17 protein-coding genes are annotated in these 22975 nt (G+C 54.8%); 8 read left to right on the top strand and 9 right to left on the bottom strand.

All coding sequences use genetic code 11. The annotated features are described in order from the left end of the window. Together hcp and E2L00_RS06265 are read right to left on the bottom strand one after the other, a co-directional pair. On the bottom strand, window positions 1-1653 hold the full coding sequence (hcp, locus tag E2L00_RS06270; RefSeq protein WP_167608528.1) for a hydroxylamine reductase: 1653 nt from the start codon (window positions 1651-1653) through the stop codon (window positions 1-3). A gap of 143 nt (window positions 1654-1796) precedes the next feature. Beyond that, entirely contained in the window at window positions 1797-2696 is a 900-nt protein-coding gene (locus E2L00_RS06265) for a LysO family transporter (protein ID WP_167608526.1), read from the bottom strand. Window positions 2697-2972: 276 nt separating this feature from the next. Between E2L00_RS06265 and E2L00_RS06260 the strand changes: the two genes are divergently transcribed. After that, window positions 2973-4628, top strand: coding sequence for an ATP-dependent endonuclease (locus E2L00_RS06260; protein ID WP_167608523.1), 1656 nt, complete (start codon window positions 2973-2975; stop codon window positions 4626-4628). Here E2L00_RS06260 and E2L00_RS06255 read toward each other — a convergent pair. Further along, window positions 4625-4777, bottom strand: coding sequence for a hypothetical protein (locus E2L00_RS06255; protein ID WP_167608520.1), 153 nt, complete (start codon window positions 4775-4777; stop codon window positions 4625-4627). The genes E2L00_RS06260 and E2L00_RS06255 overlap by 4 nt on opposite strands. Window positions 4778-5063: 286 nt before the next feature. Here E2L00_RS06255 and macA point away from each other — a divergent pair, with 286 nt between their 5' ends. Together macA and macB are read left to right on the top strand one after the other, a co-directional pair. Then, a complete protein-coding gene (gene macA / locus E2L00_RS06250) occupies window positions 5064-6179 on the top strand; it encodes a macrolide transporter subunit MacA (RefSeq protein WP_167608517.1) in 1116 nt (371 codons plus the stop codon). Further along, a complete protein-coding gene (macB, locus tag E2L00_RS06245; RefSeq protein WP_167608514.1) occupies window positions 6176-8122 on the top strand; it encodes a macrolide ABC transporter ATP-binding protein/permease MacB in 1947 nt (648 codons plus the stop codon). Before macA ends, macB begins: the two co-directional genes overlap by 4 nt. Window positions 8123-8209: 87 nt before the next feature. Here the strand turns inward: macB and cspD are convergent, their stop codons facing one another. After that, window positions 8210-8434: a cold shock-like protein CspD gene (cspD, locus tag E2L00_RS06240; protein ID WP_167608511.1), complete on the bottom strand. Its 225-nt coding sequence runs from the start codon at window positions 8432-8434 to the stop codon at window positions 8210-8212. A gap of 319 nt (window positions 8435-8753) precedes the next feature. On the opposite strand from cspD, the gene clpS reads away from it, so the two are divergent. After that, a complete protein-coding gene (gene clpS, locus E2L00_RS06235; RefSeq protein WP_167608508.1) occupies window positions 8754-9074 on the top strand; it encodes an ATP-dependent Clp protease adapter ClpS in 321 nt (106 codons plus the stop codon). 28 nt (window positions 9075-9102) lie between these two features. Next, a complete protein-coding gene (clpA, locus tag E2L00_RS06230) occupies window positions 9103-11376 on the top strand; it encodes an ATP-dependent Clp protease ATP-binding subunit ClpA (RefSeq protein WP_167608505.1) in 2274 nt (757 codons plus the stop codon). A 94-nt stretch (window positions 11377-11470) separates the two neighbouring features. Here the strand turns inward: clpA and infA are convergent, their stop codons facing one another. The 5 genes from infA to trxB form a co-directional block, all read right to left on the bottom strand. Further along, entirely contained in the window at window positions 11471-11689 is a 219-nt protein-coding gene (infA, locus tag E2L00_RS06225) for a translation initiation factor IF-1 (RefSeq protein ID WP_002211347.1), read from the bottom strand. Window positions 11690-11973: 284 nt separating this feature from the next. Continuing rightward, window positions 11974-12672 carry a leucyl/phenylalanyl-tRNA--protein transferase gene (aat, locus tag E2L00_RS06220; RefSeq protein WP_167608502.1) on the bottom strand — a complete coding sequence of 233 codons (699 nt, stop codon included), beginning with the start codon at window positions 12670-12672 and terminating at the stop codon, window positions 11974-11976. A 58-nt stretch (window positions 12673-12730) separates the two neighbouring features. Continuing rightward, the gene (gene cydC / locus E2L00_RS06215) at window positions 12731-14452 is read right to left on the bottom strand and encodes a heme ABC transporter ATP-binding protein/permease CydC (RefSeq protein WP_167608499.1); all 1722 of its coding nucleotides are present in this window, start codon (window positions 14450-14452) and stop codon (window positions 12731-12733) included. Further along, window positions 14452-16218 (bottom strand): heme ABC transporter permease/ATP-binding protein CydD, encoded by a 1767-nt coding sequence (gene cydD, locus E2L00_RS06210; RefSeq protein WP_167608496.1) that lies wholly within the window; start codon window positions 16216-16218, stop codon window positions 14452-14454. Before cydD ends, cydC begins: the two co-directional genes overlap by 1 nt. A 114-nt stretch (window positions 16219-16332) precedes the next feature. Beyond that, window positions 16333-17301 carry a thioredoxin-disulfide reductase gene (gene trxB / locus E2L00_RS06205; RefSeq protein ID WP_167608493.1) on the bottom strand — a complete coding sequence of 323 codons (969 nt, stop codon included), beginning with the start codon at window positions 17299-17301 and terminating at the stop codon, window positions 16333-16335. Between the two features lie 503 nt (window positions 17302-17804). Between trxB and lrp the strand changes: the two genes are divergently transcribed. From lrp to lolA, 3 genes are all read left to right on the top strand, one after another. Next, complete coding sequence (lrp, locus tag E2L00_RS06200) at window positions 17805-18299, top strand: leucine-responsive transcriptional regulator Lrp (RefSeq protein WP_025245352.1); 495 nt, start codon at window positions 17805-17807, stop codon at window positions 18297-18299. Window positions 18300-18420: 121 nt separating this feature from the next. Next, window positions 18421-22197 carry a DNA translocase FtsK 4TM domain-containing protein gene (locus tag E2L00_RS06195; protein WP_167608490.1) on the top strand — a complete coding sequence of 1259 codons (3777 nt, stop codon included), beginning with the start codon at window positions 18421-18423 and terminating at the stop codon, window positions 22195-22197. Window positions 22198-22360: 163 nt separating this feature from the next. Further along, complete coding sequence (gene lolA / locus E2L00_RS06190) at window positions 22361-22972, top strand: outer membrane lipoprotein periplasmic chaperone LolA (protein ID WP_167608487.1); 612 nt, start codon at window positions 22361-22363, stop codon at window positions 22970-22972. Window positions 22973-22975: the final 3 nt, after the last annotated feature.

Raw genomic sequence — 22975 nt, 5'->3', positions numbered from 1 at the left:
TTACGCGCTCATTAACTGCTGGATGTCTTCTTCAACGGTAGTGATGGCACGCAGGCCAAATTTCTCGTTGAGGATGGCCAGCAGATTTGGCGTCAGGAAACCAGGCGCGGTTGGGCCGGTCACGATATTGGTCACGCCCAGCGACAGCAGGGTGAGCAGAACAACAATGGCTTTTTGCTCAAACCAGGAAAGCACCAGGCTCAGCGGGAGATCGTTCACGCCACAGCCGAGTTTTTCAGCAAGCGTAACCGCCAGAATAATCGCCGAGTAGGAATCGTTACACTGACCGGCATCCACCAGGCGCGGCAGACCTTCAATGTTGCCGAAGTCCAGCTTGTTGAAGCGATACTTTCCGCAGGCCAGCGTCAGGATCATGCAGTCTTTCGGTACGCTGGTGGCGAAATCGGTAAAGTAGCTGCGTTCGCCACGGTCGCCGTCGCAGCCGCCGACCAGGAAGATGTGACGCAGTTTTTCGCGGCTCACCAGATCGATCAGCGTGTCGGCCGCGCCCAGCAGTGTCTGGCGTCCAAAACCAACGGTGATCAGGTGCTCGATTTCGCTATAAGGGAAGCCGGCCATCTGCTGCGCCTGGGCAATCACCGGTGCGAAGTCTTCGCCTTCAAGATGGCTAACGCCCGGCCAGCCGACGATGCTGCGGGTCCAGATACGGTCTGCATAGGAACCCACTTCCGGGTTGATGATGCAGTTGGATGTCATTACCACCGGGCCCGGGAAACGGGCGAATTCGGTCTGCTGATTCTGCCAGCCGCTGCCGTAGTTACCGACCAGGTGTTTGAATTTACGCAGTTCCGGGTAACCATGAGCCGGCAGCATTTCGCCATGCGTGTAGACGTTAACGCCGGTGCCTTCGGTCTGCTCCAGCAGGCTGAACAGGTCTTTCAGGTCGTGACCGGAAATCAAAATACATTTGCCGGCAACAGGGCGCACGTTCACCTGAGTTGGCGTTGGGTGGCCATATTTGGTGGTTTCGCCGTGATCCAGAATGCTCATCACTTTGAAGTTCATCTGGCCGATTTCCATTGAGCATTCAAGCAGCGCGCCCATATCCGCAGGCCAGGTGCCGAGCCACGCCATAATTTTGTGGTACTGCGCGTAGATATCGTTGTCGTACTGGCCGAGCACGTGGGCGTGTTCCATATAGGCTGCGGCCCCTTTCAGGCCGTACAGGCAAAGCAGGCGCAGACCCAGGATATCTTCCCCGATTTCCGCTTTATCGCGGTTAGGGGCAAAGTCTGCCGCCTGGCGCTGTAATTCGCCTAAATCATCGCTGACCAGCTGCAGCTCGGCCATTGGGCTATCGACGGTAATATCCGCGTTAACCGCAAGAGCGCGTGCTTTAAGGCTTTCACGCAGGGCGATGGCTTCGCGCGCGTAGCCAATAATGCGTGGGGAGTCGAAGTTGACGTTAGTGAGGGTAGAGAAGAAGGCGCGTGGCGCAAAGCTGTCGGCTTCGTGGTCGATAATACCAGCTTCGCGGGCGGCAACGGCCCAGGCGGATAGCCCCTGCAAAGTGGCAATCAGCAGATCCTGCAGGTCAGAAGTTTCGGCAGTTTTGCCACACATCCCCTGCGCGTAAGAGCAGCCGTTACCCGCTGGGGTGCGGATTGTTTGTTCACATTGCACACAAAACATGATCGTACCTTTTAAAGTTATATTTAATATACATGTTTAAGGTTATGCCTCACTCAGATGGGAGAAAAGGTCTTTTTACCGGAAGTTAAGCGGAGATTGATTTAGCGCAAATTTGGCGGCAGAAACCTACCGCCAATGAGGTATCAGGAAGCGAAGAAGGCCATCAGCAGCGGGGTCAGCAGGCTGAGAATAAAGCCGTGTACGATAGCCGCAGGGACGATTTCCAGCCCGCCGCTGCGTTGCAGCACCGGTAGCGTAAAGTCCATTGAGGTGGCCCCGCACAGTCCCAGCGCCGTAGAGCGGCTCTTAGCCACAAGGCCCGGTATCAGCACGATTGCCAACAGCTCGCGGATAAGATCGTTAAAGAAGGTGGCGCTGCCGATAACCGGGCCATAGGATTCGGTCATCAGGATGCCGGAAAGCGAATACCAGCCAAAGCCCGACGCCATTGCCAGACCGGTTTTAATGGGCAGACCGAGAATAAAGGCGTTTATCACGCCGGCGGCCATTGAGCTCAGGACAACCACTACCGCAATAATCATACCGCGCCGGTTAAGCACGATTTGTTTTAACGTCATGCCGCTGTTACGCAACTGTATCCCGACCAGGAACAACAGGAAAATCAGCGTATATTCGCTCGCCTGCGTGGCGTAATGCAAAAATGTCCAGCCCGTTAGCCCGAGCAGAAAACCCGCCACCACGACGAAGCAGAGTTTTAAAGATTCCAGCGCCATGGCGATTCGGGAAGGCAGTTTTTCCTGCTGATGGGCGTGATGCCAGGGCAGCGAACGTTCCAGCCACAAAAGCGCTGCGGCGTTACACAGCAAAATTACCACCACGCTGACCGCCGAGTAGTGGAATATTGCCAGCAGGTTACTCGCCAGGTTGTCGAGAAACGCAAGGCTTATCCCCATGAAAAACAGAATCACATAAACAATCCAGCTAAGCAGACGATTAATGAGTTTTAAAAGACTGGTTTGTCGCAGGGCAATAAGATAGCCGACAATCAGCGGCACTAAGATAATCAACAATCCCGAAAACATGAGGTGGGCAATCCTTGAAATAAAAACGGCACAGCTCACACTACCCAAAGTAGCGGAGTGAGTAAAGCTGCGAAAAATGAGACTTTTTATGCAAAATAACAGGTTTGCTGGCAGGCTTGATTTTTGTAGGGTGGGTAAACATTGCGCCGCCCGGAATACTGCCGATCGGATGAACCAGCGTCCATGCCGGGCCTGGAGCAGCACCTTCCCGCTATACTCCATTTATTGCCAGCCCTGGCAACTTATGGATATGCAGCGGATGACCCTGGAGGGAGTATGTTTCTCGAACGAGTTGAGATTGTCGGGTTTCGCGGTATTAACCGTCTGTCATTAATGCTTGAGCAAAATAACGTGCTGATCGGCGAGAACGCCTGGGGTAAATCGAGCCTGCTGGACGCGCTCACTCTGTTGCTCTCCCCGCAGGAAAAGCTTTATCACTTTGCCCGTGAAGATTTCCATTTTCCGCCCGGAGATATGCTGGGGCGCGAGCACCACCTGCATATCGTTTTGACTTTCCGTGAAAATGCGCCGGGGCATTATCTGGGGCGCAGGTATCGCGGGCTCGCACCGGTATGGGTTGAGGGCAATGACGGCTATCGTCGCATCATGTATCGCCTTGAAGGCGAGCTTGCGGAGGATAATACGGTATTAACGCTGCGCAGCTTTCTTGACGATGCGGCAAAGCCCCTCGTGCTGGAAGATATTGACGCGCTTGCTCAGCAAATCACACGCCTTAATCCCGTACTCAGGCTGCGCGATGCGCGATTCATGCGTCGTTTACGTAACGGCAATGCGCCGGATATGCCGACCACGGAAATGACCGCCCGGCAGTTGGATTTCTTGGCGCGCGAGCTGGTTTCACGCCCGCAAAATCTTACGGATTCCCAGCTACGGCAGGGGCTTTCTGCCATGGTGCAGTTGCTGGAACACTACTTTTCGGAGCAGGGCGCCGTTGCCCAACGCCGCCTGATGCGTCGCCGTTCGCATGATGAACAACGCAGTTGGCGATACCTTGATATCATCAACCGGATGATCGACAGGCCCAACAGCCGTGCGCATCGCATGATTCTGCTGGGCATGTTTTCTACCCTGTTGCAGGCGAAGGGCACGGTAACGCTGGATAAAGACGCGCGTCCGCTGCTGCTGGTGGAGGACCCTGAAACCCGGCTGCATCCCATCATGCTTTCCGTGGCCTGGCATCTGCTTAACCTGCTGCCGCTGCAAAAAATTACCACCACCAACTCCGGTGAGCTGCTGTCGCTCACGCCGGTGGAACAGGTTTGTCGCCTGGTGCGCGAATCTTCCGGCGTTTCCGCCTGGCGGCTTGGTCCCGGGGGAATGAACGCGGAAGACAGCCGTCGCATCGCCTTTCATATCCGCTTTAATCGCGCCTCATCCCTTTTTGCCCGCTGTTGGTTATTGGTTGAAGGAGAAACCGAAGTCTGGGTGATGAACGAACTGGCGCGCCAGTGCGGCCATCATTTTGATGCTGAGGGGGTGAAGGTCATTGAATTTGCGCAGTCGGGGCTTCGGCCGCTTATCAAGTTTGCGCGCAGAATGGGAATTGAGTGGCACGTGCTTGTGGACGGTGACGAAGCAGGAAAGAAATACGCCGCCACCGTTCGCGGGCTGCTGGATAACGACAGGAATGGGGAGCGCGAGCACCTTACCGCGTTACCGGCAATGGACATGGAACACTTTATGTACCGGCAGGGGTTCGCAGACGTTTACCATCGCGTGGCGCACATACCTGAGAATGTGCCGATGAACATGCGCCGCGTCATTATTAAAGCGATTCATCGCTCGTCCAAGCCGGATCTTGCCATTGAGGTGGCAATGGAAGCAGGACGGCGTGGCGTGGACGCCGTTCCTTCATTATTACGCAAAATGTTCTCGCGCGTTTTATGGCTGGCGCGGGGCCGGGCGGATTAAAACCGGCTGGCGATCTCTTCCACGCCGATGAAATATTGTGACCCGTCTTTAACCTCGAACCGGGCCAGAAGCGCATCGCTTTTAGAAAAACGACGGTCAACAGCATTTCTGGCAGAGTGTGGATCGGCGTTTGATAATGGAAACACCATGCATTCCGGGTATCCTTGCGGTTAAAATTCACCGGCCGATAAAGGCGATGCAGGCGTCTGCGGGTTGCTGCCGTCCCTTTGCTAATAAAATAAGCCGTTGCCAGTCTTTTTGCGGCATCGTTATTGTCGGTTGGTTTACGGCAATCTGCGACATAAGTATCCGGTGCAGATGGTGCTGCCTGTTCCACCATCGGTAACGTCAACCAAAATTCAGTCAGGGTAAGCGCTGCGGCGGGCTTTTACGCTTATTGATACTTTTTTAACCGCGCATTTTTTAAGGATATCTATGAAATTTAAGGGAAAAATTAAAAAACGCTATTGGTTGTTCGCACTGCTGGTGCTGATGCTGGCGATATGGCTATGGCAGTTCCTGAATGCGCCAACGCCGTCTTATCAGACCATGATCGTTCGCAAAGGCTCGCTTGAGCAGAGCGTGCTGGCTACCGGTAAACTTGACGCTTTACGTAAGGTTGACGTCGGGGCCCAGGTCAGCGGGCAGCTAAAAACGCTGTCGGTAAACATTGGCGACAAGGTGAAAAAGGATCAGTTGCTGGGCGTTATCGACCCGGAACAGGCGCAAAACCAGATTAAAGAAGTGGAGGCGACGCTGACGGAGCTTCGTGCCCAGCGGCGTCAGGCGCAGGCGCAGGCCAAACTGGCGCAGGTGACCCTGCATCGTCAACGGGAGCTTGCGAAAACCCAGGCCATATCTCGCCAGGATCTGGATACCGCGGCTACAGATTTGGACGTTAAGCTCGCGCAAATCGGCACTATTGACGCGCAAATTCAGCGTAACCAGGCTTCACTCGATACCGCGAAAACCAATCTGGACTTCACGCGTATCGTGGCGCCTATGGCGGGCGAAGTAACCCAGATCACCACTCTCCAGGGACAGACGGTGATTGCGGCCCAGCAGGCGCCGAACATTCTTACGCTGGCCGATCTCAGCACCATGCTTGTAAAGGCTCAGGTATCAGAGGCCGACGTCATCCATCTCAAGCCGGGCCAGAAAGCGTGGTTTACCGTGCTGGGCGATCCGCTGACACGCTATGAAGGCAAGCTAAAAGATATTCTGCCAACGCCGGATAAGGTCAACGATGCGATTTTTTATAACGCGCGTTTCGAAGTGCCAAATCCACAGGGCGTGCTGCGTCTGGAGATGACGGCGCAGGTGCATATTCAGTTAGGCGGCGTGAAAGACGTGTTAACCATTCCGCTTGCGGCGTTGGGCGAGCCGATTGGGGATAATCGCTACAAGGTTACCGTGCTGCGCAACGGTGAAACCCGCGAACGCGAAATCACTATCGGTATGCGTAACGACACACAGGTTCAGGTTGCGACGGGCCTGGAGGAGGGCGAAGAGGTCGTTACCGGCAAATCTTCCGGCGGGAGCGCACAATGACAGCCTTGCTTGAACTGAAGGATATTCGCAGAAGCTATCCGTCGGGTGACGAGCAAATTGAGGTGCTTAAAGGCGTCAGTATTGCTATCGAAGCGGGTGAAATGGTGGCGATTGTCGGGGCGTCCGGCTCCGGCAAATCCACGCTGATGAATATCCTTGGCTGCCTGGATAAACCTTCCAGCGGCAGCTATCGGGCAGCCGGCGTGGATACTGCGGCGCTTAATAGCGACGAGCTGGCGACCTTACGCCGTGAGCATTTCGGCTTTATCTTTCAGCGCTATCATTTGCTTTCGCACCTTAACGCGACGCAAAATGTGGAGGTCCCCGCAGTGTACGCGGGCACGGCACGTGTATATCGTCAGCAGCGTGCGCGTGCATTATTGATGCGCCTGGGACTTGCGGATCGCGTGGACTATCAGCCCTCACAGCTTTCCGGTGGCCAGCAGCAACGTGTCAGTATCGCCCGAGCCTTGATGAACGGCGGCCAGGTAATTCTTGCCGATGAACCTACCGGCGCGCTTGATAGCCACTCTGGCGAAGAAGTTATGGCAACTCTCAAGCAGCTATGCGAGCAGGGACATACGGTAATTATCGTCACGCACGATCCGTTGGTGGCTGCGCAGGCGCAGCGCATTATCGAAATTCATGACGGCGAAATTATCAGTAACCCTCCGCCCGTTTCGCAGGTTGCTAAGCCGAAAAGCGAGGCGCCTTCCCGTCCGGTAATCTCCGCGTTTCAGCAGATGCTGAGCAGTTTTTGCGAGGCTTTCTCGATGGCCTGGCTGGCGCTTGCGGCAAACAAAATGCGCACGCTACTCACTATGCTGGGCATCATTATCGGTATCGCCTCGGTGGTATCCATCGTGATTGTTGGCGATGCGGCAAAGCAGATGGTACTGGAAGATATCCGCTCTATCGGCACCAACACCATCGACGTTTATCCCGGCAAAGACTTTGGTGATGACGATCCGCAATATCAGCAGGCGCTGAAATACGCTGACCTGGCCGCTATTGAGCAGCAGCCGTGGGTCGCATCGGCGACGCCTTCCATCTCAAGCAACCTGCGCCTGCGTTATGGCAACGTGGATGCGGCGGCGAGCGTTAACGGCGTGAACGGGCAGTATTTTAACGTTTATGGCATGACGATGAGCCAGGGAGCCACTTTCAACAACGAGCAGCTTAACGGACGCGCGCAGGTAGTGGTGCTGGATAACAACAGCAAGCGGCAGCTATTCCCGAACAAGCTGAACGTGGTCGGGGAAGTAATTCTGGTCGGAAACATGCCTGCAACCGTGATCGGCGTGGCGGAAGAAAAGCAGTCGATGTTTGGCAGCAGCAAAGTGCTGCGCGTCTGGCTACCCTACAATACTATGGCCGGACGTGTCATGGGGCAGAGCTGGCTTAATACCATTACGGTGCGCGTGAAAGAAGGATATGACAGCCACGAGGCGGAGCAGCAGCTTAACCGCATGCTGACGCTGCGCCACGGCAAAAAGGATTTTTTCACCTACAATATGGATGGCCTGTTGAAAACGGCAGAAAAGACCACACGTACTCTTCAGTTGTTCCTGACGTTAGTGGCGGTGATATCGCTGCTGGTTGGGGGAATTGGCGTGATGAATATTATGCTGGTTTCGGTGACAGAAAGGACCAAAGAGATCGGCATTCGTATGGCGGTTGGCGCCAGGGCAAGCGACGTATTGCAGCAATTTTTGATTGAAGCGGTGCTGGTTTGTCTGGTGGGCGGGGCGCTGGGTATTTCGCTCTCGCTGCTGATTGCCTTCACGCTTGGGCTGGTTTTGCCCGGCTGGCAGATTGGCTTTTCGCCGATGGCGCTGCTTACCGCATTTGCCTGTTCTACGGCGACCGGCGTGCTCTTCGGCTGGTTGCCCGCACGCAACGCAGCGCGACTTAATCCGATTGACGCGCTGGCGCGTGAGTAGTACTAAAGTCCGGATGGCTACAATAAAAATGCCAGCCGTAAGGGCTGGCATTTTGACTTCAGGATGTACACAATAAAACAGACGGGCTTAAGCGACCGCCGCTTCTGCTTCGAAGGGAACGATAAGACTGGCATGATTGCCTTTTGGCCCCTGATGTACATCAAACCTGACGGCTTGCCCGGCTTTGAGCGTTCTGTAACCATCCATCTGGATGGTGGAGTAGTGAGCGAAGATGTCTTCGCCGCCGCCTTCAGGGCAGATGAACCCGAACCCTTTTGCGTTATTGAACCATTTAACTGTACCCGTCTCCATGCTTCTATCCTTCGTAAATCTTAATTGTGAGATGGAATGAACCGGTGGGTAAGGGCAGGCTGTTCAAAACCTCGCCAACTCACGCCAGTACAATGTAGATAATTTAATCACAGCGTCAAGCGTTCAACGGGGAAAGAGGACCAGGATTCAGTCAAAAATTTGAAGCAGTTAACGCTATTGCCATTAATGTGACGCAGCTCGCACGCAGGCAAAAGCAGCACTTTTTTACACAATTAGTTGCAGTAACCAAAAGCGTATTACACTCAACCTAAGGGCCTCGTTTGATAAACGTCAGACGAATAAACATGATGACTCCGTAATGGGTAAGACGAACGACTGGTTAGACTTCGATCAATTGGTGGGCGATAAACTGCGCGAAGCGCTAAAACCCCCTTCTATGTATAAAGTTATGTTAATGAACGATGACTACACGCCGATGGAATTTGTTATTGACGTGCTGCAAAAGTTCTTTTCTTATGATGTAGAGCGAGCCACGCAGTTGATGCTCACGGTTCACTATCAGGGTAAGGCCATCTGTGGCATCTTTACTGCAGAAGTGGCGGAAACCAAGGTAGCGTTAGTGAACCAGTATGCCAGGGAGAACGAGCATCCTTTGCTGTGTACGCTAGAACAAGCCTGAAGAAGGCAAAAATTTGGGGGAGGTGCCTATGCTCAATCAAGAACTGGAACTCAGTTTAAACATGGCTTTCGCCAGAGCGCGCGAGCACCGACATGAGTTTATGACCGTCGAGCATTTGTTACTGGCTTTGCTCAGTAACCCGTCGGCCCGCGAAGCGCTGGAAGCCTGCACCGTGGATCTGGTGGCGCTGCGTCAGGAACTCGAAGCCTTCATCGAACAAACCACTCCGGTGCTGCCGGCCAGTGAAGAAGAGCGGGATACACAACCTACGCTCAGCTTCCAGCGCGTCCTGCAACGCGCGGTATTCCACGTCCAGTCTTCTGGCCGCAGTGAGGTCACCGGCGCAAACGTGCTGGTTGCCATCTTTAGCGAGCAGGAGTCCCAGGCGGCCTATCTGCTGCGCAAACACGAAGTAAGCCGTCTTGATGTGGTGAACTTCATCTCCCACGGCACGCGTAAAGATGAGCCAAATCAGGCGCCGGGATCAGAAAATCCGGTCAATGAAGAGCAGGCAGGCGGGGAGGAACGTATGGAAAACTTCACCACCAATCTCAACCAGCTTGCGCGCGTGGGCGGTATCGATCCGCTGATTGGCCGCGATAAAGAGCTGGAGCGGGCCATCCAGGTGCTCTGCCGTCGCCGCAAGAATAACCCGCTGCTGGTGGGGGAGTCGGGCGTTGGGAAAACGGCGATTGCCGAAGGGCTTGCCTGGCGTATTGTGCAGGGCGAAGTGCCGGAAGTCATGGCCGATTGCACCATCTACTCGCTGGATATCGGTTCGCTGCTCGCCGGTACGAAATATCGCGGCGACTTTGAGAAACGTTTCAAAGCCCTGCTTAAACAGCTTGAACAGGACCAGAACAGCATTCTGTTCATTGATGAAATTCATACCATTATCGGCGCGGGTGCGGCGTCTGGTGGCCAGGTGGATGCTGCGAACCTCATCAAGCCGCTGCTGTCCGGCGGTAAAATCCGCGTTATCGGCTCTACCACTTACCAGGAGTTCAGCAATATCTTCGAAAAAGACCGTGCGCTGGCGCGCCGCTTCCAGAAGATCGATATTACTGAGCCAAGCGTTGAAGAGACCGTGCAGATTATCAACGGCCTGAAGAAAAAGTACGAAGCGCACCACGACGTGCGTTACACCGCGAAAGCGATTCGTGCCGCGGTGGAGCTGGCGGTGAAATATATCAACGATCGTCATTTGCCGGATAAAGCTATCGACGTTATCGACGAGGCCGGGGCGCGTAGCCGCCTGATGCCGGTGAGCAAACGCAAGAAAACCGTCAACGTGGCGGATATCGAAACCGTGGTTGCCCGCATCGCGCGTATTCCTGAGAAGAGCGTGTCCGCAAGCGATCGCGACACCCTGAAAGGCCTTAACGATCGTCTGAAAATGCTGGTGTTTGGCCAGGATAAAGCTATCGAGGCATTAACCGAAGCCATCAAAATGAGCCGCGCCGGGCTTGGGCACGATCGTAAGCCGGTGGGTTCATTCCTCTTTGCGGGCCCAACCGGGGTCGGTAAAACGGAAGTGACGGTGCAACTGGCGAAGTCGCTGGGTATCGAACTGCTGCGTTTCGATATGTCTGAATATATGGAACGCCATACCGTGAGCCGCCTGATTGGCGCGCCTCCGGGCTACGTTGGGTTTGACCAGGGCGGATTGCTGACGGATGCGGTTATTAAACATCCGCACTCGGTACTGCTGCTTGATGAAATTGAAAAAGCGCACCCGGACGTCTTTAACCTGCTGTTGCAGGTAATGGATAACGGCACGCTGACCGATAACAACGGGCGTAAGGCAGATTTCCGCAATGTGATTCTGGTGATGACTACCAACGCCGGCGTGCGTGAAACCGAGCGTAAGTCTATTGGCCTGATTCGTCAGGACAACAGTACCGACGCGATGGAAGAGATCAAAAAGATCTTTACCCCGGAATTCCGTAACCGTCTGGATAACATCATCTGGTTCAACCCTCTCTCAACCGAGGTGATTCATCAAGTGGTCGACAAATTTATTGTCGAGCTGCAGGTGCAGTTGGATCAGAAAGGCGTCTCTCTGGAAGTCAGCCAGGAAGCGCGTGACTGGCTGGCCGCAAAAGGCTATGACCGTGCAATGGGCGCGCGTCCTATGACGCGGGTCATTCAGGACAACCTGAAAAAACCGCTCGCTAACGAACTGCTGTTTGGTTCACTGGTTGATGGCGGACAGGTAATTGTCGCCCTGGACAAAGCGCAGGAACAGCTGACCTACAACTTCGTCAGTGCTCAGAAACATAAACCGGAAGCGGCGCACTAGCTTTCCCGAAGCAAAAAAAGGCCGGATAGTAATATCCGGCCTTTTTATTAGCTATGACTCGATCGCAGCGCCCGGCTACGACGGATAAAAACGCTTAACGACTACGGAAGACAATGCGGCCTTTGCTCAGGTCGTACGGGGTCAGCTCTACAGTGACTTTGTCGCCCGTCAGGATGCGGATATAGTTTTTACGCATTTTACCGGAGATATGAGCGGTTACCACGTGCCCGTTTTCCAGCTCAACGCGGAACATGGTGTTAGGTAACGTATCAAGAACGGTACCCTGCATTTCAATATTGTCTTCTTTGGCCATCTAATCCTCGGGGGTATCACTACCATAGTTTGAACCGGCAAGATAATGCCGAAGTTCGCTTATCATGTAAAGAATTGTTGGTGAAATCGCAAGCGAAAGTGCATTTTGCACATTACCCATAAACCACGCGAAAGCTGCATTAAATGCGCTTACGACAAGGGGTGCGAAGAGATAAACGAGGGGCGTTCCCTTTAATTGCAGTTCCCATATGGCGGCGGGGTAATGGGCAGAGCTCACTCTGCGGAGCTAATTATAACACCGTAGAATAAAATGTGCCGTAAACATTATAGGCCGGACAGGGTTTGTGGCACCCAACAGTGTGAAACCAGGTATTCCAAACGGAAATTCGCAAGGTGTTGCAGATAATCCCGGCGTGGAATTTCGACAGCGCCCAGTGATGCGGTATGGCTGTTTAAAACCTGACAATCAATTAATTTTCCGCCGTGGCGTAAAAAATGTTGGCAGAATAACAGCAGAGCTGTCTTGGAGGCGTTTTCGCGACGGCTGAACATTGATTCGCCGCAGAATAACGCGCCCTGAGTTACGCCATACATTCCTCCGACTAACTCATCGCCTTCCCAGACCTCAACGGAATGCGCGTAGCCCAGCTCATGCAGACGCGTATAGGCTATCGTGATATCACCGGTGATCCAGGTACCCTCATTGCGATCGTTGGCGCAGCCGGCGATCACTTTTTCAAAGGCGTGATTTAGCGTTACCCGGTAGGGTGAGCGTTTGTGAAACCGCTTCATGCTGCGGCTAAGGTGGAATTGCTCGGGAAAAAGCACCGCACGCGGATCCGGCGACCACCACAAAATAGGATCGCCCGGCGAGAACCATGGGAAAATACCGCGTTGATACGCCATCAGCAATCGAGCCGGACTTAGATCTCCCCCAAGCGCCAGTAATCCATTAGGTTCACGTAACGCAGCTTCCGGTGAGGGGAAGGCAATAGAGTCACGAGAAAGCTGTATCAGGCGCATGACTTTAACACTCCATCATGAAGCTAATTATTGATTGATAATAGACTATGCGCAGAGGTTACAAACGCCGGTGGAACTGGTAATAACGCCCGCCCGTCGCCATCAATTCTGCGTGATTACCACGCTCTTTAATTTGTCCGTTGTCCATTACGATTATGCTGTCAAAACGCTTCAGGCCCCGCAGGCGGTGAGTGACCATCAGAACGGTTTTTCCTGCGGTCACTTCAGCCAGTAAATCCAGGATCTGGCGCTCGGTTTCGGCATCCAGACCTTCGGTCGGTTCATCAAGCAGCATCAGTGGCGCGTCGTGTAATAATGCTCTGGCGATAGCCAGACGGCGCAGCTCGCCGCCGGAAAGCTGACGTCCGCCTTCGCCAAGCCAGCCATTGAGTCCCGCATCGGGAAGCAGTTTTTCAAGCCCGACGCGTTCAAGCGTTGTGCTTAGCTGCTCATCGCTTGCCTGCGGCGCCGCCAGCAGCAGGTTATCGCGCAGGGTTGCGCTAAACAGATGAACTCGTTGTGGCACGACGCTCGTGGCGGCGCGTAAAGTGCTTTCATCCAGCTCGCTCAGCGGTATGCCGTTGAGCTGAATTTCGCCCTGTTGCGGATCCCAGGCGCGGGTCAGCAATTGCAGCAGCGTTGATTTACCACAGCCGGTGCGGCCCAGAATCGCCACGTGCTGCCCGGCTTTAACGGTCAGAGTAATATCCTTTAACGCGCTTTGTAGCTGCTGCGGATAGGTAAAGCTGACCTGTTTAATATCCAGAGAAACCTGCGTGAGCGCTCCGGAAGAACCCGCAACGAAAGTGACTTCAGGCTGCTGGCTGGTAATTTGGGTCACCCGCAGCGCGGAGGCGATAACCTGTCCAAGATGTTGAAACGCGCCGGTAACGGGCGCCAGCGCTTCGAAGGCCGCCAGCGCGCAGAAAACGAACAAAGCAATGAGCGCGCCTGGCGAAGCGTTACCGCCTACGCCCGCTGCCGCCATCCACAGCATGGCGAGGACGGCCAGACCGCCAATCAACAGCATCAACGCTTGCGAAAGCGCCGTAAGTTCAGACTGGCGACGTTGCGCTTCATGCCAGGCATACTCCGTCGCATCAAGCTGCTCGCGATAGCGCCTGGCTGCGCCGAAAATAGTCAATTCTGCGTGCCCCTGCAGCCATGCAGTTAACCGCTGGCGATACTGCCCGCGGCTTGCCGTCAGCGCTTCGCCCGTTGGCTTACCGGCGTAATAAAACAGCGGCGGAAGGATTATCAGCGTGGCCAGCATGATGGCGCCCAGCGTTAAAGCCAGCTGAACATCCAGCAAGCTTAGGCCAAAGGTCACCACCACAATCACCACAAATGCCCCGATCAGCGGAGACAACACGCGCAGATAAAGGTGATCGAGCGTATCAACATCGGCAACCAGACGGTTGAGCAACTCGCCCTGGCGAAAACGCGCCAGCCCGGCAGGAGAGAGGGGAAGCAGCTTACTGAAGGTAAATACGCGCAAATGCTGCAATACGCGGAAGGTCGCATCGTGGCTGACCAGCCGCTCGAAGTAGCGCCCGGCCGTACGAGTAATTGCCGCGCCGCGTACGCCAGCGGCAGGCAGCATATAGTTAAAGCTGTAAATCCCGGCGACGCCCACAACCGCAGAAGCAGAAAGGAACCATCCGGAAAGGGTCAGCAAACCTATGCTGGCGAGCAGGGTAACGATAGCCAGTACGACACCCAGTAAAAGCAGCCAGATATGGCGACGATAAAGCGCCAGGTACGGCAGTAAAGCGCGCATCAAATCTCCTCCTTGCGACTGGCCAGTAGCTCGGCAAACGGGCCATCTGTTGCGGCAAGCGTGCGGAAATCACCTTGCTGGACGATTATGCCGTCACGCATTACCCAGATGTCATCCCAGCCGGTGATGTAATCAAGCTGATGGGTCACCATCAGGGTGGTTTGCTGGCGGGAGGCTTCGTCCAGCGCTTCCATGACGCGCTGTTCGCTGTGGGCATCAAGGCTCGCGGCTGGCTCATCGAGCAGCAGCAGTTGGCCTGGAACCAGTAACGTACGAGCAACCGCGACGCGCTGCGCCTGACCAACCGATAAACGCGCAGCCTGATCGCCTAACGGGGTATCGACGCCCTGCGGCAAAAGAGGTAGAAATTCGCTTACCGAGGCTCTGTCCAGCGCGGCGTTTAAAGCCGCTTCGCTGGCGTCAGGGGCTGCGAGTAAAACGTTCTCGCGTAGCGTTGCGGCAGGAAGCTGTGGATTTTGGCCGACCCAGCTTAACCGTTCGCGCCACCAGACGGGATCGAGCCGGGAAAGCTCAATGCCATTGACCCGCAGCTCGCCCTGATAGGGTAAAAAGCCGGATAATACGTTCAGCAATGAACTCTTGCCTGCGCCACTCTGACCGACAAGCACCACGCGTTGACCCGCCGCAAGCGTGAAGGCCAGCGGCCCCGCAAGCGGCTGCCCTTCCGCAGATAAAATCGTCAGATTCCGTGCTTCAATGGTAAATGGCGTGGCGCTGTTAAGCTGGATGTTACCATTTTCTTGCTGCTGCAAAGGCGCATCCAGGAAGGTCATCAGGCTATCTGCCGCACCAACAGCCTGCGCTTTAGCATGATAAAACGTGCCTAAGTCGCGCAGAGGCAGGAAAAATTCCGGCGCGAGGATCAGCGCCAGGAAGCCAGCAAACAACGTTACGCCCGTACCGTAGTGACCAAAATTCAGTTCCCCCAGGTAAGAGAAGCCGAAATAAACAGCGACCAGCGCGATAGATAGCGAGGCGAAAAACTCCAGCACGCCTGATGAAAGAAACGCCAGGCGCAATACTTCCATGGTGCGCTGACGAAAATCCTGCGAAGCGGCGCGAATAGTTTCTGTTTCAGCCGCTCCCCGGTTAAACAGACGCAGCGTTTCTATGCCACGCAGACGATCGAGAAAATGCCCGCTTAAGCGAGCGAGCGCCTGGAAATTACGACGGTTGGCGTCGGCTGCCCCCATTCCCACCATTGCCATAAACAGCGGAATCAACGGTGCCGTACCAAGCAGAATGAGCGCGGCCGCCCAGTTGGACGGGAAAATGGCTATCAGGATTAGCACCGGTATCATTACCGCCAGCGACATCTGCGGCAAATAGCGGGCGTAGTAATCATGCATATCTTCGATTTGTTCGAGTACCAGCGTGGCCCAGCTTCCCACTGGCTTGCCCTGAATCCATGCGGGTCCTGCGTGATGCAGGCGATCGAGCACCTTGCGGCGAATTTCCTGACGAATATGTTGTCCGGCATGGAATCCCACTTTCTCGCGCAACCATACAACCCACGCGCGCAGGATGAAAACAAGTACCAGAAGGATAAACGGAACCAGCAGGGCTTCTCGTGGAATATTTTCCATAATCATATGGTCGAGCAGGCGGGCAAGAAGCCAGGCCTGGGCGACAATCAACAGACCACTCACCAGCCCTAAAATACGTGACAGCCCAAGCCAGCGGCGAGAGATAACACTTTGCTGCTTTAGCCAGCGGCTAAGTTCTTGTTGACGGGTTTTATTCATGACATGCCAGCGCAGGTAGATAAAGGAATTATCAGGCAAAATTTGCTGGCAATGTTACAACGCACAGAAAAGAAAGGCGACCTATTAAAGGTCGCCCGTTATAAAGCAAATGATTTACTTGTTCAGTTCGGCCAGGCCGTCAAGATAACGTTCTGCATCCAGCGCCGCCATACAGCCGGTACCGGCAGAGGTAATAGCCTGACGGTAAATATGGTCCATCACATCGCCCGCTGCGAAAACGCCGGCAATGCTGGTTTGCGTCGCGTTGCCGTGAATGCCGGACTGCACTTTGATGTAGCCGTTTTCCAGCTCAAGCTGATCGGCAAAAATAGCCGTGTTCGGGCTGTGGCCGATAGCAACAAACAGACCCGCAACCGCTAACTCTTCAGTCTGATCGGTATTGTGGGTGTCGCGCAGACGCAGACCGCTCACGCCCATTTGATCGCCGGTGACTTCATCAAGCGTTTTGTTGGTGTGCAGAACGATGTTGCCGTTTGCCACTTTATCCATCAAACGGTTGATAAGGATTTTTTCCGCGCGGAAGCTGTCGCGGCGGTGGATGAGGTGCACTTCAGAGGCAATGTTTGCCAGATAAAGCGCTTCTTCCACTGCGGTATTTCCGCCGCCGATGACCGCCACCTTCTGGTTACGGTAGAAGAATCCGTCGCAGGTTGCGCAGGCGGATACACCGCGCCCTTTGAAGGCTTCTTCGGAAGGCAGGCCCAGGTAACGAGCAGAAGCCCCTGTTGCAATGATCAGCGCATCACAGGTGTACTCGCCGCTGTCGCCGGTCAGACGGAAAGGGCGGGTCTGCAGGTCGACCTTACTGATATGGTCGAAGAGAATTTCGGTCTCGAATTTAGCCGCGTGCTCGTGCATGCGTTCCATCAACAATGGACCCGTCAGATCGTGCGGGTCGCCCGGCCAGTTTTCTACTTCGGTAGTCGTAGTGAGCTGACCCCCTTTTTCCATGCCGGTAATCAAAACGGGTTTCAGGTTGGCGCGAGCAGCATAGACCGCTGCGGTGTAGCCCGCAGGGCCGGAGCCCAGAATAAGCAACTTACTGTGTTTAGCCGTGCTCATGAGTTCCTCATTGAACGTTTGCTGACAATCGGAGGATTGTAGGGAATTTGGCGCGTTAAAAAAAGGTGTAGCACCGATGTTAAGGGCCAGGGTTAACGATATGTGTAATAGCCATGCTCAATCGGAGCGCTGAAAATGCCGCAATTGCGCATAAATACTCAGCAATTAAAGGGAACGCGTTACGGAGGTAAGATGATGAATAATCGTCAAGTCCCCCTAATATCTGGCACGTTCCACTAAAAATGGATGTTTTGCTTTGACAATCCCCTAAGCATTTGCGAAAACATTCGAGGAAGAAAAAAACATTTGGTGTGATTGTTCTAAACGTCATGCATACCTGATGCAAATTTACCGGGCAATTGAAATCTACGCATGGTGTGGACAGACGCCATGCGTGATATCGATAGCAGCCACCCGGCACCGGTCTTCTCACGTACACCCGGAACAGTGACGTTGACCCGGGTTATGGCAGGTGATGGAAGGAACAGAGAGAGACAATAATAATGGTAGATAACAAGAAGCGCCCTGGCAAAGATCTCGACCGCATCGATCGTAATATTCTCAATGAGCTACAAAAAGACGGGCGAATTTCTAACGTCGAGCTTTCGAAGCGTGTGGGGCTTTCACCGACGCCGTGCCTTGAGCGCGTTCGTCGTCTGGAACGTCAGGGTTTTATTCAGGGCTACACGGCACTGTTAAACCCGCACTATCTGGATGCATCACTTCTGGTTTTTGTTGAGATTACTCTGAATCGTGGCGCGCCCGATGTGTTTGAGCAATTTAACGCCGCTGTGCAGAAACTGGAAGAAATTCAAGAGTGTCACCTGGTATCCGGTGATTTTGACTACCTGTTGAAAACCCGCGTGCCGGATATGTCGGCTTACCGCAAATTATTAGGCGAAACCCTGTTACGACTGCCGGGTGTGAACGATACCCGCACCTATGTGGTCATGGAAGAAGTCAAACAGAGTAATCGTCTGGTAATTAAGACCCGTTAATACGGGCCAGGTGCAAAAACCGCATATTTTGGTTACACTCCTGGTAATCCATACAGCAACAGTGCCGGGATCCTCCCGGCGCTGTTGCTCTCCATATATTTAAGGACCTGGAGAGTCTTACTTGAGCCAGGAATATACCGAAGATAAAGAAGTTACATTGAGGAAACTCAGCAGCGGGCGCCGGTTACTTGAGGCGTTGCTGATTCTTGTTGCCATTTTCGCCATCTACCTGATGGCCGCTTTACTGAGTTTTAACCCTTCCGATCCAAGCTGGTCGCAGACGGCATGGCACGAACCTATCCATAATTTAGGTGGTGCCCCCGGCGCATGGCTTGCCGATACCCTGTTTTTCATTTTTGGCGTGATGGCCTATACCATCCCGGTGATTATTATCGGTGGATGCTGGTTCACCTGGCGTCAGCGTGAAAGCGAAGACTACATCGACTATTTCGCCGTCTCGCTGCGTCTGATTGGCGTGCTGGCAATAGTGCTAACCTCATGCGGCCTGGCCGCGATTAATGCCGATGATATCTGGTACTTTGCATCCGGCGGCGTTATCGGCAGCCTGCTGAGCACCGCGATGATGCCATTGCTCAACAGCAGCGGCGGAACTATCGCGCTTCTGTGCGTATGGGCTGCGGGATTAACGCTGTTTACCGGCTGGTCATGGGTCAGCATTGCCGAGAAAATTGGCAGTGCCGTGCTGACGGTGCTGACGTTTGCCAGCAACCGCACGCGCCGGGACAATACCTGGCAGGACGATGACTACGACTACGCAGAAGAACACGATGAAGAATATGACGATGAACACGAGCCAGCAGTGGAAAAACGTGAGTCTCGTCGCGCCCGTATCCTGCGCGGTGCCTTAGCACGCAAACAGCGCATCTCAGAGAAATTCGCCAATCCTAACGCGCGTAAAACCGATACCGCGCTGTTTTCCGGTAAGCGAATGGATGACGATGAAGATGACGTGTTGTTCAGCGCGCGCGGCATTGAAGCCGATGCAAACGATGTTTTGTTCTCAGGTAACAAAGCAATCTTGCCTGAAGATGAAGAATACGATCCGCTGCTCAATAATCACTCTGTTGCTGAGCCTGTAGCCGCAGCGGCGGCGGCCACCATGGCCAATCAGGCTTATGCGGCCCCGGTTACGCCTGCGGCTCCAATGCCGCCGGTGCAGACACCCGCGCCAGAGACCGAAACCAGCGCGGCCATCGCCTGGGAACCTGCACCTACAACAGTGACGCCAGAACCTGTTATCGCTCCGGCCCCGGATAGCTACGTCGCGCCGCGCCCGGCAGCACAACAGGTGCCGCAGGAGATGACCAGCCGCTGGTCAGACCCGGCCGCGCCCGCCGCTGAACCAGGATTCCAGCCAGAACCCGTTGAAGAAGTGAAGCCTGCGCGTCCTCCGCTTTATCATTTCGAAGAGGTGGAAGCACAGCGGGCTCGCGAACGTGAACAGCTGGCCGCCTGGTATCAGCCGGTTAACGAACCGAAGCCAGAGCCTTACGAGCGAGCATCGGTTATACCAGCGGCATCGGCCGCATCGTCGGTTACGTCGTCTGCAATGCCTGCGCTGGAAGTGACGCCGGCGGCGCCAGGCATTAAAGAAGCGGCACAGGTTGCCGGTACTGCAGCCGCGTTCTCGCCGGTGTTCAGTATCGCAGGCGATGCGCCACGTGCTCAGGTCAAAGAGGGCATCGGCCCGCAGCTGCCGCGTCCGAACCGCGTGCGTGTTCCTACGCGCCGTGAGCTGGCCTCCTACGGCATTAAATTACCGTCACAGCGCATGGCGGAAGAGCAGGCTCGCAAAGAAGAACCTCGTCAGAACGGCAGCTACGGCGATGAGTATAGCGACGATAACGCGGATGAAATGCAGCAGCACGAGCTGGCTCGTCAGTTCTCGTCGCAGCTTCAGCAGCGTTATGGCGAAGAATATAAAGAAGCGGCGTTATCTGCAGAAGATGAAGCTGCGGCAGAGCAAGCGGAGCTGGCTCGCCAGTTTGCGGCTCAGCAACATCAGCGTTATGAGCAGTCCACGCCGCCGTCCAGCGCGCCTTTCTCTCTGGATGACTTTGATTTCTCCCCGATGAAAGCGCTGGTAGACGAGGGGCCAAACGAGCCGCTGTTTACACCGAGCCCGGTAGAAGAGCCTGTACCGACTGCACCCGTGCAGCCAGCGCAGCAGCAGGCACCGGCGCAACAGCAGACGTATCAGCCGCAGCAGCCAGTACAGCAGCAGGCATCGGCGCAACAGCAGATGTATCAGCCGCAGCAGCCAGTACAGCAGCAGGCACCGGCGCAACAGCCCTCTTATCAGCCGCAGCAGTCCGCGGCACCGCAGCCGCAGGAAAGCCTGATTCATCCATTCCTGATGCGCAATGGTGACGATCGTCCGCTGCAAAGACCGACCACGCCGTTGCCGTCTCTGGATCTGCTGACGTCGCCACCGGCTGAAGTTGAACCGGTCGATACCTTTGCCCTGCAGCAAATGGCGCGTCTGGTTGAGGCTCGTCTGGCGGATTACCGCATTAAAGCGGAGGTGGTGGATTACTCGCCAGGCCCGGTCATCACTCGCTTCGAACTTGATTTAGCACCCGGCGTAAAAGCCGCACGCATCTCTAACCTGTCGCGTGACCTGGCCCGCTCTCTCTCCACGGTGGCGGTTCGCGTTGTTGAAGTTATCCCCGGCAAGCCTTATGTCGGGCTTGAATTGCCAAACAAAAAGCGTCAGACCGTCTACCTGCGTGAAGTGCTGGACTGCGCGAAATTCCGCGAAAGCGCTTCTCCACTGACCGTTGTGCTTGGTAAAGATATTGGCGGCGAGTCGGTCGTAGCCGATCTGGCGAAAATGCCGCATCTGCTGGTTGCGGGTACCACGGGCTCGGGTAAATCCGTGGGCGTGAACGCCATGATCCTCAGCATCCTGTACAAAGCCACGCCGGAAGAAGTGAAATTCATCATGATCGACCCGAAAATGCTCGAGCTGTCGGTCTATGAAGGCATCCCTCATCTGTTGACTGAAGTGGTCACCGATATGAAAGACGCTGCCAACGCGCTGCGCTGGAGCGTTAACGAGATGGAACGCCGCTACAAGCTGATGTCGGCGCTCGGCGTGCGTAACCTTGCCGGTTATAACGAGCGCGTGCTGGAAGCTGAGCGCATGGGCCGTCCGATTCCTGATCCGTTCTGGAAGCCGGGCGACAGCATGGACGCCACGCATCCAATGCTGGAAAAACTGCCGTACATCGTGGTGCTGGTGGATGAATTTGCCGACCTGATGATGACGGTGGGCAAAAAAGTTGAAGAGCTTATCGCTCGCCTGGCGCAGAAAGCGCGTGCGGCAGGTATCCACCTGGTTCTCGCCACCCAGCGCCCGTCTGTTGATGTTATTACCGGCCTTATTAAAGCGAACATCCCGACGCGTATTGCATTTACCGTGTCGAGTAAAATTGACTCGCGAACCATCCTCGATCAGGGCGGTGCGGAATCCCTGCTGGGCATGGGTGATATGCTTTACTCAGGACCGAACTCCACCACGCCAGTTCGTGTGCACGGTGCGTTTGTGCGCGATCAGGAAGTTCACGCGGTAGTTCAGGACTGGAAGGCGCGCGGTCGTCCACAGTACATCTCTGGCATCACCTCCGATACCCAGGGCGAGGGCGGCGCAGGCGGTGGCATGGATGGCGATGAAGAGCTGGATCCGCTGTTCGATCAGGCCGTCGCGTTTGTCGTTGAAAAACGTAAGGCGTCGATTTCCGGCGTTCAGCGTCAGTTCCGCATCGGCTACAACCGCGCAGCGCGCATCGTTGAGCAGATGGAAGCGCAGGGCATCGTTAGTCCGCAGGGGCATAACGGCAACCGTGAAGTGTTGGCTCCGCCGCCATTTGAGTAAGCTTTCATGCACGGCGTCGCAGCCGCGATGCTTTGCAAAGAAGGGTAAATTACCGGGAAATCAGCTTTTTCTTCTGTTGCTCCGCTTTAGCTCTGCACTAAATTGAGCAACAGAAGTTCCATCGCGCCGTCGCGCAGTGGCGAATGAATTCAGAGGGAAAATAATGAAAAAGATCGTAATTGCCTGTGCTTTGTTGACCACCTTTGCCGCCACCAGCGCCTGGGCCGATGCCGCAGGCGACCTGAAAGGCCGTCTGGATAAAGTGAGCAGCTTCCATGCAAGCTTCACGCAAAAAGTGACCGATGGCAGCGGTGCTGCGGTGCAGGAAGGGCAGGGAGATTTATGGGTGAAACGGCCTAATCTTTTCAACTGGCATATGACCCAGCCGGATGAAAGCATCCTGGTTTCTGACGGTAAGACCTTATGGTTCTACAATCCGTTTGTTGAGCAGGTGAGCGCGACCTGGCTGAAAGATGCCACCAGCAATACGCCGTTTATGCTGATCGCGCGTAACCAGACCAGCGACTGGCAGCAGTACAACATCAAACAAACCGGCGACGACTTTGTACTGACGCCAAAAAACAGCGCGGGTAACCTTAAACAGTTCACCATTAACGTAGGACGCGACGGGACTATCCACCAGTTTAGCGCGGTAGAGCAGGACGATCAGCGCAGCAGCTACGCGTTGAAAACCCAGCAAAACGGCTCGGTGGATATGAATAAGTTTACATTCACCCCGCCTCAGGGCGTGACGGTGGATGACCAACGTAAATAGAGG

The organism is Cedecea colo (genome assembly GCF_011808225.1).
In the GTDB taxonomy this organism is placed as follows: Bacteria; Pseudomonadota; Gammaproteobacteria; order Enterobacterales; family Enterobacteriaceae; genus Dryocola; species Dryocola colo.
This window is presented reverse-complemented; position numbering and strand designations above follow the sequence as displayed.

What these genes read in the sequence shown, in the direction of transcription:
- hcp (WP_167608528.1), bottom strand. Translation starts at nt 1,653, where the DNA reads ATGTTTTGTGTGCAATGTGAACAAACAATCCGCACCCCAGCGGGTAAC.
- E2L00_RS06265 (WP_167608526.1), bottom strand. Translation starts at nt 2,696, where the DNA reads ATGTTTTCGGGATTGTTGATTATCTTAGTGCCGCTGATTGTCGGCTAT.
- E2L00_RS06260 (WP_167608523.1), top strand. Translation starts at nt 2,973, where the DNA reads ATGTTTCTCGAACGAGTTGAGATTGTCGGGTTTCGCGGTATTAACCGT.
- E2L00_RS06255 (WP_167608520.1), bottom strand. Translation starts at nt 4,777, where the DNA reads ATGGTGTTTCCATTATCAAACGCCGATCCACACTCTGCCAGAAATGCT.
- macA (WP_167608517.1), top strand. Translation starts at nt 5,064, where the DNA reads ATGAAATTTAAGGGAAAAATTAAAAAACGCTATTGGTTGTTCGCACTG.
- macB (WP_167608514.1), top strand. Translation starts at nt 6,176, where the DNA reads ATGACAGCCTTGCTTGAACTGAAGGATATTCGCAGAAGCTATCCGTCG.
- cspD (WP_167608511.1), bottom strand. Translation starts at nt 8,434, where the DNA reads ATGGAGACGGGTACAGTTAAATGGTTCAATAACGCAAAAGGGTTCGGG.
- clpS (WP_167608508.1), top strand. Translation starts at nt 8,754, where the DNA reads ATGGGTAAGACGAACGACTGGTTAGACTTCGATCAATTGGTGGGCGAT.
- clpA (WP_167608505.1), top strand. Translation starts at nt 9,103, where the DNA reads ATGCTCAATCAAGAACTGGAACTCAGTTTAAACATGGCTTTCGCCAGA.
- infA (WP_002211347.1), bottom strand. Translation starts at nt 11,689, where the DNA reads ATGGCCAAAGAAGACAATATTGAAATGCAGGGTACCGTTCTTGATACG.
- aat (WP_167608502.1), bottom strand. Translation starts at nt 12,672, where the DNA reads ATGCGCCTGATACAGCTTTCTCGTGACTCTATTGCCTTCCCCTCACCG.
- cydC (WP_167608499.1), bottom strand. Translation starts at nt 14,452, where the DNA reads ATGCGCGCTTTACTGCCGTACCTGGCGCTTTATCGTCGCCATATCTGG.
- cydD (WP_167608496.1), bottom strand. Translation starts at nt 16,218, where the DNA reads ATGAATAAAACCCGTCAACAAGAACTTAGCCGCTGGCTAAAGCAGCAA.
- trxB (WP_167608493.1), bottom strand. Translation starts at nt 17,301, where the DNA reads ATGAGCACGGCTAAACACAGTAAGTTGCTTATTCTGGGCTCCGGCCCT.
- lrp (WP_025245352.1), top strand. Translation starts at nt 17,805, where the DNA reads ATGGTAGATAACAAGAAGCGCCCTGGCAAAGATCTCGACCGCATCGAT.
- lolA (WP_167608487.1), top strand. Translation starts at nt 22,361, where the DNA reads ATGAAAAAGATCGTAATTGCCTGTGCTTTGTTGACCACCTTTGCCGCC.